A 10,404-nucleotide genomic window follows, 5' to 3' on the forward strand; every position below is an offset into this window, starting at 1 on the left:
GGCCACTGTGACCGTATACACTTTTGCTATTTGCCGGTCAGGCAAACTCAGTTGCCGTGACCAATGACCATCATTGGTCAACAATATAAGCCCCGTCGAATTAAAATCGAGACGACCGGGGATATGTAATTGATCTCGATCGCCGCGTTCGAGCAAATCAATTACAGTGGTATGACACCCATCTTTAGTCGCACTAACCACCCCTGCTGGCTTGTTCAGCATTATATAGCGCGGCTTTTTTGCCGGTAAGCATCGACCATCCACTACGACAACCGCGAACTGGTTAATAACTAAGGCGACATCAGTGGCAACTTCGCCGTCAACCGTTACTCGCCCCTGTGCGAGAAGCGCGCGAACATCACTGCGTTTGATATGCGTCTGGCGACTAATAAAGCGGTCTAACCGGGATTTATTCGAAATCAACTGGCTGCCGTCAATTCTTTGACGTGAGTTTTGGATGCTTCACATAGAGTAAGCTACCGGTATCGAAGCCCAAGATCCGTGCCTTATTAACAAATCGACTAATCAATTCATCGCTGACTACTGGGGTTCTCGCGAGCAACCATAAATACGATTTATTGTAACCAGTAACAGCGGCATATTCATATCGCGCTGGGTCGTCGCCAAGACCAAGGTCAAACACCACGTACGATGAGTAAAATGGGCCGAAAAAAGACACTTTCAAATGACCGGTTGTTTCATCGTCAATAAAGTAGGCGCGCCCTTCTTTCTCACGCCACTCTCCGTCGGCAGCGGAGTAGCCGCGATTAATGACGCGAATGCCGCCGTCGTCACGCAGGCTATACTCTGCTGTTACTTGGCTCAAGCCCGCCTCAAAACGATGATCCAAGCGGGCTATTTCATACCATTGCCCAAGAAACTTGGTTTTATCAAAGTCATACACCGCTTGCACGCCACTTGGTACCTTGGTGCAAGAAACCAATAAAACCATCAAAGCTAGGCTTAAAAGCTTAGGCATTGTTAACTCCCAACAAGACTTACTTATTGGAAATAGAATACCACAGACAAAAAAAGCGGGCTGTGCGTGGCTTATCACTACCCCAAACACAGCCCGACATATGCGATGCCCGTCGGGGCACCGAAAACAACATGCGAAAGATCAACAAGGCTTAGCTATGGTCGTCCATCTCATCTTGCACTTCCTCTACGCCTTCTTGGTAGGCTTCCTTGGCATTTTCTACGCCTTGATCAATTCGCTCACCGGCCTTTTCTGCGGGCCCTTTTTCGCAGCCACTTACCGCAAAAACAGCGCTAGCAACAATAAAAAATGCGACTAAAATTTTACTACTCTGAGTCGATTTCAAATTCTCTAATAATACTTTCATGCTTAATACTCTCCATGAGTCGATTCAGTTTTTAGGGGTTTATGTGCTGAAAAACATACTTATACCGAGTCAAACACCGCTGTTAGCGAGTTTTGTTCAGTCTACTTTTCACTGCAGATAACTGGGCCCTACAAGCTAAGCTGAAATACAAAAACGCGATCTCATTTTTGGCAGCACAGTAATGTTTGCCTTCGGAGCTTATGACCAGTAGATACGAGAGGATGTTCCATAGATCCTCTAAATCCCCCTGCATTGCGCATTAATACCAACCGCGCCATCAGAGGGAACTTTTCTAATTTTCAGTCATTACCGAATTGCATCTGCAATGCCAGCTCAATACCGCGACCGGATTCTGGCGCGTAATCACGTATAAACGAACTTGAACTGCGAATGTCCTCGTCCGCCAAATTACGGCCCTTCAACATTAAAGTGTATTGCACGTCCGTAAACTCAAAGACCCGGGACACCGTCATATCAACGCGTTTATAGCTCGCGGTCGGCAATTCATTGGCACCGGGTTTAGTTTGTGCGTGGGCGAATACCGCACTCAAATCGGCATGCCAACCCTGCGCTTGCCAACGTAAGCGCACACCATCATGACCAGGGGGCAAGCGCGGGGCATAATCGCCATTATCCAGTTCGCCCTTTATTCGGTCCCCAAATAGGCCCACGCTATAAGCTTGATTAGCATTAGTGTAAAACGACCAGTCAAGCTCATACTCAAGCCCTTGAAAAATCGCATCTTGTTGCCGGTACGCGAGGACGTCGACACCGTCTATCTCATTGCCCGTGTTTTCTAAATAAATAAAATTATTAAAATGATTAGAAAACGCAACAATCTTGCCACTGAGCGCAGCAAACTCAGCGCGCAAGCTCAGGTCAATATTCTGGGCCTCTTCACTGTCCAGCTGCTCATCACCAAGCTCAATCGCGCCGGTTGCGCCATGCACAACATAGCTGCCGGCGGTATTGCCAAAATTTGAATAGCGCTCCTCAGCGGTCGGTGCCCGACGCGAGCTAGAGAGCGATAACGACGCCGTCCAGCTCTCATTAAGATCATACAAGCCCGCAAGGGAAGCACTCATGCTATCGCTAGTGTGGTCTTTTACACTAGCTTGGTTCGTAGAAAGGCGATCTATATCCGCGCGCAGGCCCGCCTCAAGCGACCAATTTTTAAGGTGATAATCCTCTAGCCAAAACAAGCCCAGCTGGCGAGTGGTGTTTGCGGGCACAAAGGACTCCTCACCGAGCGCCGAGAAATCTGCCTCTAACAACTGGGCACCGAACACACCATGCCAGTCACCACCCCAATAGCTAAAGGTCTGATGCGCCAATTCCAGCCGTGCCGTCCACGCTTCTTTATTAAATGTGGTGCCAACGTCACCGTTGGCTTCTATTTCCTGGTGCTGATAATCGCTATACGCCAGCCGCCAGCGCAGTAGTTCCAAGAAGCCATCAAAATGTTGATCACCGGCAAGATCCCAGCGCTTTTGACTTACCGCTAGATTGACACCTTCTTCACTCTCTTCTTCTATTCCGGCCCCCGCGCCGCTTTCCTCATCATGGTGATGATGCACACCTGCGGGAATACCGTAGACATTGTCTAGCTCACTATAACTTAGCCCAAAGTAGCCATCCTCAAAATGGTAGGCGCTGCCTATAGTCGTGCGACGGGTGCGGCCGTCGGCATTGGCAATAAAGCCCTCACTGCTTTCGTCGGTGTCCTCGATATTACGCGGATTAACCGCTAAGCCCGGAATCTCTGGGTAGCCCCAGTCGCGATACAGCGAGTCAATATGCACCGCCCAGTTACCGTCCCCAGCATCGACCCGAAACACCCCACTGCGACCGTCATCGACACTGCTGTGGCGTAGCTCTGCCGCGCCGCTAACACCATCAATTGCCTTGCTCGGCACGCGACCATCCAAGACATTAATTACCCCACCGATCGCCCCACCACCGTAAAGTAGCGTCGCGGGACCTCGCAAAATTTCAATACTGTCCGCCAGAATTGGCTCAACAGACACTGCGTGATCGGCACTATTAGCCGACACATCCAAGCTCGACAAGCTATTTTGCAGAACCTGAACTCGCGGTCCCTGCTGTCCGCGTATTACCGGCTGGCCAACAGCTGGCCCAAAGCTGGCACTGCTCAAGCCCGGGGAGTTGTTTAAGGTTTCGCCAATGGTCGCAGCCGCCTGACGACGCAATTCTTCGCCACCCAATACCGTAAGTGGCAAAGCCGTTTGCGCTTCATTTTTATGGATCGAGGTCGTCACCAAAACATGTTCTATGTGTCGATTTTCTTCCGCCACAAGGTATAAAGGCTGGGCGCAGGCGCTAGCCAGAACAATTGTTGTTTTCCAGTTCATTGCGAATTCCTGAATATCTAATGTCTTAAGTCGCTGTTTGCACGAAGCAAAATAGCGCTACAAATAAGCTCTACAGGAAACATCGAAATTGAAACCGCCTTAGATACACAGGCACACCGCGTCAATCTAGCCGCGCAGCAGGTTTAAAAAATAATTCGATGTTTCGCGAAATGCGATTTAGACAAAAAATACCGGAGGTGCCCTAGCGGGCGGACGCAGCACTGGGCTAGCGTGAAATACGCTAGCTAGTGCCGACTCGTGGCGGCTTGGCAGCACCGCGGGGATATAGGGACTAAAGGGTTCGTTAGTGGCCGCAGCACCGCTGTAATGACAAACCACACACTCGCTAAGCGGACTATGCTCGGCGACGTGAACGTGATTACCGTGCAGCCATAGCGACCAACTGAGGCACAATAATAACAGCGCCGCCAGTGATAGGCGTTTATGTTGAATGCTGAGGTTCATGAATGTCTGCGCGATGCTGCGTTAACTAGCGAGTGGCTATGCTAACGCAGCCTGAGGATATCCGGCAATAGCGGACCACGGGCAATTAGGCGTCGAAATCGATTCCCAAACGGCGACCAACCAACTCATAAGACTCCACGACATTGCCAAGGCCTTGGCGGAAGCGATCTTTGTCGAGTTTTTCGCGTGTGTCTTTGTCCCATAGGCGGCAGCCGTCTGGCGAGAATTCGTCACCAAGGTGGATTTCGCCATCGCTGAACACGCCGAATTCGAGCTTGTAGTCAACCAGCAGCATACCTGCGTCGGCAAACATCTTTTTGAGCACGTCGTTAACTTTAAAGGTTAATTCTTTCATGCGATCAAGCTGGGCATCGTTTGCCCAACCAAAAGAGCGAATATGGTATTCGTTAATCATCGGGTCATGCAGGGCGTCATTTTTTAGGAACATTTCAAAGGTTGGCGGGTTAAGCTCCAAACCTTCTTCCACGCCTAAACGCTTTACAATAGAACCCGCAGCGATATTGCGCACAACGCATTCAATAGGCAGCATGTCCAATTTCTTGACGAGTGCGTCGTTGTCAGACAACAGCTTTTCAAAATGGGTTGGAATACCGGCAGCCTGCAAGGCGTTCATAATGAAGGCATTGAACTTATTGTTCACCATGCCTTTGCGATCCAGCTGCTCTACCCGCAGACCGTCGAAGGCCGAGGTGTCATTTCTGAAATTGAGGATATAACGGTCTGGGTCGTCAGTCTTATAAACTGACTTTGCCTTACCGGAATACAACTCTTCGCGTTTTTCCATGGTTTGCCTCATTAGCACAAAAAGATCACGCTATATCCAGCCAGTCGAAACCAGCATCTTGGTCGGCAGACAGCAGCGCGTCACTGTTCACCAACATCGGTTCTATCGCCATTCTCGCCAGCGCGGGCGTGTTGTTTTTTTCACTCAGGTGGGCAATGACCACGTGTTGAAGCCGGGCAACCTCGGCGTCTTCCAGCAAACTTGCCGCCTGCTGATTATTCAAATGGCCCCAATCACCGCCAACCCGCTGTTTTAGCGAATAAGGGTAGGGCCCATTGGCGAGCATAGTCACGTCGTGATTACACTCAAGTAAGAGGGCATCGCAGCGCCGATAGTGCTCCCTAACGACCGGCGTAATACTACCTAAATCCGTAAGCAGCCCAAACGTTTTTTTTTGGTAACTGAACACAAATTGACAGGGTTCACGGGCATCATGAGGAACCGCCACTGGCATTACCGAGATACCGCCAATGTCGATTGCCGTACCTAACTCCAAATGCCGCCAGTGATGGGAGAGCCGCAACTGGCCATGCTCCCCAGTACCGTAGCTGCAATACACTGGCACTTTGTATTTCCGCGCCAACGGCAACACCCCTTTGATGTGGTCGCTGTGCTCGTGAGTAACTAGAATCGCGGTCAAATCACTTGGCGCCCGGCCAAGTCTGGCCATGCGCCGCTCGGTTTCTTTAATACTGAAACCGCAGTCGATTAGGATACAACTTTGCTCAGTTTCAAGCAGGGTAGCGTTGCCTTTACTGCCACTACCCAGAGATGCAAAACGCACTAATACATATACCCCATAATGCGCTTAAGCAGGTTTTCGCGCTCGGTTTCCCGCAGGCGACGACCTTTTTGGTAATTCAGAAAAATAAGCGACTCCGCCTTACTCTCACCAACTGGGCGCAATTCCACTACATAGCGACTCAAACCTGGGCGACGGGCACTGAATATCCGCGAAAACCAACCCATTTCTTCTGCATCGGGATCGAGATAGGTAAGCCAGTATTTATTCACTTCGCGACGATCATCTTCAATTTCAAAACCGGCTTTAACCAGCGCCAAACCCAGTGCGGCCCAGGCCCGATCTTCTGGCAGCTGGAGACGCAAATAGCGGCCGTCAGCACCGTCTTCGGTACCTTCTAAGAAAATTTTGCCCTTGCCATCATTGCGCTGAGCCAACATGGAAACTGAGGCGTCGGCTTCACTATCAGCCAAATACTGGGCAACAACCCGCACCATCTGTGACTCACGCTCAAGCGAGTCGGACACAGCAGGCCAACTATCGCCGCCGTTAATCTGGGTGAGCATATGAATTTCACTGGTGCCTTTCTGAACGCCCTGCTCTAGACGGAAGCGAAAACGTTCCCGAGTACTACCGTCGCCGTTAGGGTCGCGCCACTCCGTTTCTATTGTCGAGGTAGCGCCGTCAGCGCGGGCCACTTTCAATCCTGCACGGCCCAAGAACACGCGCATCCGCGGCCAAACTTGGTTCGGATCACCGTCGAGCAATATCCAGCTCTTGCCCTCTAAGGTTTGAATTTTAACCTCAGCCGTACCCACATTTTTCGCCAGAGGTTCTGGACGTGGTAAATCAAACTTACCAGGCAATACCGTGTGGGTTTGCAAGCCCGGGACCACATACTTGTCATCTAGCGCATCGGAGCTGATGCCAGGCGGCAGTTCGAGTGGCGCGCTCAGCTTAGCCTTGCGGTAATCGTCACCGCGATCGCGAAACGCGCCACTGTCCCCAAACATACAGCCAGACAAAACCACCAGCCCCAGACTCACTGTCATCACTCGAATTACGGTGCTGTGCATATTTTCGCTCATTTAGTCTAATAATCCCGCTTGCTTCAGGGCATCGGTCACTTGAGGTTTAGCTGCTTCACTTAAAGGTGTCAGCGGTAAACGAATACCCTCTTCCATTAATCCCATGGCAAGCATTGCCCATTTAACCGGAATGGGGTTTGATTCCACAAATAAGCGTTCGTGCAAGATACGTAGCGATGAATCAGCTGCATCTGTAGCCGTTCTGTCCCCCGCCATCGCCGCCACACAAACCGCCTTTACTGCTGCCGGTGCAATATTGGCTGTAACTGAAATATTGCCTCTACCGCCCAGTAACATTAGCTCTGCTGCCGTAGCATCATCGCCAGACATGACAACGATCTTGTCACCTACCGCATCAATAAGCTCTTTCGCCCGCGTCATATCGCCAGTCGCATCTTTTATCCCAATGATATTGGGATGATCAGCAAGGCGGACTACTGTCGAATTCAACATATCGCAGCCAGTACGGCCCGGTACATTGTACAAAATCTGGGGTATCGCCACGGCATTGGCTATAGCCATATAGTGCTGATACAAACCCTCTTGGGTCGGCTTATTGTAATAAGGTGTCACTAATAAGCAGGCGTCAGCACCAACTTCGCGGGCAACCTCGGTCAGCTCGATGGCCTCCGCCGTTGAGTTGGCGCCCGTACCAGCAATAACTTTTATCCGCCCAGCAACTTGGTCGACACAGGCTTTGATCACCATTTTGTGCTCGTCCATGGCCAGTGTCGCAGACTCGCCAGTGGTGCCCACAGCCACAATACCGTCAGTGCCCTGCTCTACATGCCAGTCAATTAAGCGCGCCAAGGCCTGCCAGTCTATACTGCCATCGCTGTGCATCGGTGTTACTAGGGCGACAATGCTACCCGAAATCATGCCTGTATCTCCAAAAATGGTGCAAGCCGCCAATGGTACTGGCCTGCGCCACGCAGCTCAAGGGACAAATCAAGCTAAAGCGGGTCTTAGCGACGGAATATGGAAACGAATCACCCCCAGCGAGGTCAATTACATATGTCTTAGATAGGTTAAGACCTATAATGCACCACGTTTTGCCATTATGAGACAGGAGAAAAGACAATGCGTTTCTTAACGATAGTAATTCTGTTAATTATGGCGCCACTGAGTATCGCCGATACCTGGCGCACTGACCCCATTACGCCCATGGACGAGCGCTATATGGACAATAGCCGCAAGGAGCTTAACGATCTTGCCCGTATCGAGCTAGGGCGTAGCTTCGGCGAGGGTCGCGACAGCGACCTGCGACTGATACAGACCCTGCTCGACCGCAAACTCGTCAAGGGCGATCAGACCGCCTTGCTGCAGGGAATGGGAATTATCCTTGGCGATCATCTGCGAAAAGAGCACAATTTGAAGTGGGTAATCTTTACCGATCGCGTCGGCCGCAGCCGCGCACTGGAAGTACCCTTTAAGGACGAGGCCATATTTCCGGTAACGCAAATTTCGAGTCGCGCCGCCGTTGGTGCTGAGATTGACGTTAAGGCAATTTACGAGCGCCTAGAAGGTGAAATAATCCGGGCCAAAAAGAAAATCATCGTCCGTTAACCACTCCCATGCGTTCATCGGACGCCAAGAAAATAGAGCAGCACCGGGATGGTGATAAAGCTGATTATGGTCGAGCTGACCACCATCCCCGCCACGGTATCCGGTTCCCGCCGATACTGCATGGCCAGCAAGTAATTAAACACTGCTGCCGGCGTTGCCGATTGCAGCAATACCACATTGCGTATCATGCCCTCGAGCTCCAGCGCGTATACCGTCGCCACGCCGCCGCCCAAACCAACCAATAAGCGCAGGCAACCCAAACCCACTGACTTGCCCACGCCCCTCAGTTGTAAGCTACTCAAGGACACGCCAAGCGTAATTAACATCAGCGGAATCGACATCCCGCCTAGCAAACTCAAGCTGTTTTGCAACGCCAGTGGTAATTGCCAGTGATTAAAAATCAGAATACAAGCAAGTGCACCAGCGTAAATAATGGGTGAGCTAGCCATGCCTTTGATCATCGCCCTGCCGCTAAGTACGGCGACACCGAAGGAAAAATGCGAAACGGTAGTGACCAAAAAAATCCCCAGTCCAATAGCCAAGCCTTCCTCACCAAAGGCAAACAAACATAGGGGCAAGCCCATATTACCGAAGTTACCAAAGACCAGGGGGATCAAAAAGTCACGCAAGTTTAGCCGCAACAACAAGCATGCCACAGCGGCAAATACCGCGCTAAAACCCAGCAGGCAAAAGCTGGCAAGCAAAACATGCTGTAATAACTCGGCGGAAATAGCCGTCTTGCTGAGCGTACCGACAATCAATGCTGGCGCGCCAATCCACAGCACAATGCGGCGCACAAACTCATGGTCAAAGGGCTGTTTAAAACGCACCCAAAAAACGCCAATGGCAGCGCAGAGAATCACCGGCAAAATAACCGGTATTAACGGGGATATTAATGACATGGGATTCCGGCTAAAGGGCCAATTTGCTTTGCTAAACAAGCGTCATTATCAGTGTGTGGTGCGCAAATTCCAAGGCACACCGCTCATCTATTCCGTGCGTTACTACGTAAACCCTATTACGTCACAATTGTCGAGGTTCTCACCATGAATGCTGTTAATCCGAAAAAGCTGCTCAATAGCAAATGGACTGCCGTCAGCCCAAAAAACAAAGAAAAGCATTTCATCATCACCGAAGTCGAATTCGACGAATATCAAACGCTGTACCACTGCATGATCGAAGCGGTGATGAGCAAGCGCAGCTTTACGCTACAGTGGCGAGAGCTGCGCGACGCCAACCTATGGATCCGTGGCTGGCAATAGGCCACATATTTCGATGTTTAAAATTGGTCTGGCCGCAACATGGCGTCGTGGCCACCGTCGACAAATACCAAGGAGCCCGACATAAAACTGGCTTTATCGCTGAGTAAAAAGCACACCACTTCAGCAATTTGCGCCGGCTGACCAATTGCCCCCAGCGGAACGCTGTCACCAAAATCCTTCATTACTTGGCCTAAGTCCTTATCGGCGAGCACTTTATCACTCAAGGGCGTATTGACAATCCCCGGTGCGACAGCATTGATACGCACACCCTGACGCGCATAGTCTGGCGCATTGCGACGCAACCAACAGCTCAGGGCATGCTTAGAACCCGCGTAGGCGGTATGGGCATCTTTACTCTCGATGAGCTCGCAAGCAGCGGTCTCATCGTCCGCCAGCAATAGCTTTACGTACTCATCGTGGGCCGTCATTGCTGCGGAGTTAGATGAGATCATCACTACACTGCCCTTGCGCCGCACTAACAGATCTAAGACCCCTTCCGTAACCGCAACTGCAGCAAAATAATTCACCCGAGTGATTAATGACAAGGGCCGTACCGATGGCCCTAGCCCAGCACAGGGTATAAAGCCGTCTAAGCCTGCTGGAGCGAGCGCGCGAATCCCATCAATGGCCTTTTGTCGCCCCGATGCATCTGAGAGGTCGACGCAAACATCCCCCTCTTGCAGGTCGACCACAATGACCTGGTGCCCCAAAGTGCGAAGCTGTGTTTTTATGGCGGCACCAATACCGGTGGCGCCACC

General features: G+C 51.1%; 13 protein-coding genes. 2 read left to right on the plus strand and 11 right to left on the minus strand.

The genetic code is table 11. The annotated features are described in order from the left end of the window. The 9 genes from ABYT30_RS10475 to dapA all read right to left on the minus strand — a co-directional run. On the minus strand, nucleotides 1–423 hold a 423-nt coding region (locus tag ABYT30_RS10475; RefSeq protein ID WP_373096353.1), incomplete at its 3' end, for a pseudouridine synthase. 10 nt (nucleotides 424–433) lie between these two features. Further along, on the minus strand, nucleotides 434–979 hold the full coding sequence (locus ABYT30_RS10480) for a lipocalin family protein (RefSeq protein WP_373079657.1): 546 nt from the start codon (nucleotides 977–979) through the stop codon (nucleotides 434–436). 151 nt (nucleotides 980–1,130) lie between these two features. After that, nucleotides 1,131–1,346, minus strand: coding sequence for a hypothetical protein (locus ABYT30_RS10485; RefSeq protein ID WP_373079659.1), 216 nt, complete (start codon nucleotides 1,344–1,346; stop codon nucleotides 1,131–1,133). Nucleotides 1,347–1,645: 299 nt separating this feature from the next. After that, nucleotides 1,646–3,718, minus strand: a complete 2,073-nt coding sequence (locus ABYT30_RS10490; protein ID WP_373079660.1) for a TonB-dependent receptor — start codon at nucleotides 3,716–3,718, stop codon at nucleotides 1,646–1,648. A 177-nt stretch (nucleotides 3,719–3,895) separates the two neighbouring features. After that, nucleotides 3,896–4,183, minus strand: a complete 288-nt coding sequence (locus ABYT30_RS10495) for a hypothetical protein (protein ID WP_373079662.1) — start codon at nucleotides 4,181–4,183, stop codon at nucleotides 3,896–3,898. 85 nt (nucleotides 4,184–4,268) lie between these two features. Continuing rightward, nucleotides 4,269–4,988 (minus strand): phosphoribosylaminoimidazolesuccinocarboxamide synthase, encoded by a 720-nt coding sequence (purC, locus tag ABYT30_RS10500; RefSeq protein WP_373079664.1) that lies wholly within the window; start codon nucleotides 4,986–4,988, stop codon nucleotides 4,269–4,271. 25 nt (nucleotides 4,989–5,013) lie between these two features. Continuing rightward, on the minus strand, nucleotides 5,014–5,772 hold the full coding sequence (locus ABYT30_RS10505) for an MBL fold metallo-hydrolase (RefSeq protein WP_373079666.1): 759 nt from the start codon (nucleotides 5,770–5,772) through the stop codon (nucleotides 5,014–5,016). Further along, complete coding sequence (gene bamC, locus ABYT30_RS10510; RefSeq protein WP_373096355.1) at nucleotides 5,772–6,806, minus strand: outer membrane protein assembly factor BamC; 1,035 nt, start codon at nucleotides 6,804–6,806, stop codon at nucleotides 5,772–5,774. The genes ABYT30_RS10505 and bamC overlap by 1 nt, the downstream gene beginning before the upstream one ends. Nucleotides 6,807–6,818: 12 nt before the next feature. Next, the gene (dapA, locus tag ABYT30_RS10515) at nucleotides 6,819–7,697 is read right to left on the minus strand and encodes a 4-hydroxy-tetrahydrodipicolinate synthase (RefSeq protein WP_373079669.1); all 879 of its coding nucleotides are present in this window, start codon (nucleotides 7,695–7,697) and stop codon (nucleotides 6,819–6,821) included. Between the two features lie 201 nt (nucleotides 7,698–7,898). Here dapA and ABYT30_RS10520 point away from each other — a divergent pair, with 201 nt between their 5' ends. After that, the gene (locus ABYT30_RS10520) at nucleotides 7,899–8,384 is read left to right on the plus strand and encodes a DUF3806 domain-containing protein (RefSeq protein WP_373096358.1); all 486 of its coding nucleotides are present in this window, start codon (nucleotides 7,899–7,901) and stop codon (nucleotides 8,382–8,384) included. A 14-nt stretch (nucleotides 8,385–8,398) separates the two neighbouring features. Here the strand turns inward: ABYT30_RS10520 and ABYT30_RS10525 are convergent, their stop codons facing one another. Beyond that, a complete protein-coding gene (locus ABYT30_RS10525) occupies nucleotides 8,399–9,286 on the minus strand; it encodes an AEC family transporter (RefSeq protein ID WP_373096360.1) in 888 nt (295 codons plus the stop codon). A 144-nt stretch (nucleotides 9,287–9,430) separates the two neighbouring features. On the opposite strand from ABYT30_RS10525, the gene ABYT30_RS10530 reads away from it, so the two are divergent. Next, complete coding sequence (locus ABYT30_RS10530) at nucleotides 9,431–9,646, plus strand: TIGR02450 family Trp-rich protein (RefSeq protein WP_373079675.1); 216 nt, start codon at nucleotides 9,431–9,433, stop codon at nucleotides 9,644–9,646. 17 nt (nucleotides 9,647–9,663) lie between these two features. Here the strand turns inward: ABYT30_RS10530 and ABYT30_RS10535 are convergent. Beyond that, the coding region (locus tag ABYT30_RS10535) for an SDR family oxidoreductase (protein ID WP_373079676.1) at nucleotides 9,664–10,404 on the minus strand (741 nt) is incomplete at its 5' end.

The organism is Zhongshania sp. (assembly GCF_041623545.1).
GTDB lineage: Bacteria > Pseudomonadota > Gammaproteobacteria > Pseudomonadales > Spongiibacteraceae > Spongiibacter.

What these genes read in the sequence shown, in the direction of transcription:
- ABYT30_RS10520 (WP_373096358.1), top strand. Translation starts at nt 7,899, where the DNA reads ATGCGTTTCTTAACGATAGTAATTCTGTTAATTATGGCGCCACTGAGT.
- bamC (WP_373096355.1), bottom strand. Translation starts at nt 6,806, where the DNA reads ATGCACAGCACCGTAATTCGAGTGATGACAGTGAGTCTGGGGCTGGTG.
- purC (WP_373079664.1), bottom strand. Translation starts at nt 4,988, where the DNA reads ATGGAAAAACGCGAAGAGTTGTATTCCGGTAAGGCAAAGTCAGTTTAT.
- ABYT30_RS10490 (WP_373079660.1), bottom strand. Translation starts at nt 3,718, where the DNA reads ATGAACTGGAAAACAACAATTGTTCTGGCTAGCGCCTGCGCCCAGCCT.
- ABYT30_RS10480 (WP_373079657.1), bottom strand. Translation starts at nt 979, where the DNA reads ATGCCTAAGCTTTTAAGCCTAGCTTTGATGGTTTTATTGGTTTCTTGC.
- dapA (WP_373079669.1), bottom strand. Translation starts at nt 7,697, where the DNA reads ATGATTTCGGGTAGCATTGTCGCCCTAGTAACACCGATGCACAGCGAT.
- ABYT30_RS10525 (WP_373096360.1), bottom strand. Translation starts at nt 9,286, where the DNA reads ATGTCATTAATATCCCCGTTAATACCGGTTATTTTGCCGGTGATTCTC.
- ABYT30_RS10530 (WP_373079675.1), top strand. Translation starts at nt 9,431, where the DNA reads ATGAATGCTGTTAATCCGAAAAAGCTGCTCAATAGCAAATGGACTGCC.
- ABYT30_RS10485 (WP_373079659.1), bottom strand. Translation starts at nt 1,346, where the DNA reads ATGAAAGTATTATTAGAGAATTTGAAATCGACTCAGAGTAGTAAAATT.
- ABYT30_RS10495 (WP_373079662.1), bottom strand. Translation starts at nt 4,183, where the DNA reads ATGAACCTCAGCATTCAACATAAACGCCTATCACTGGCGGCGCTGTTA.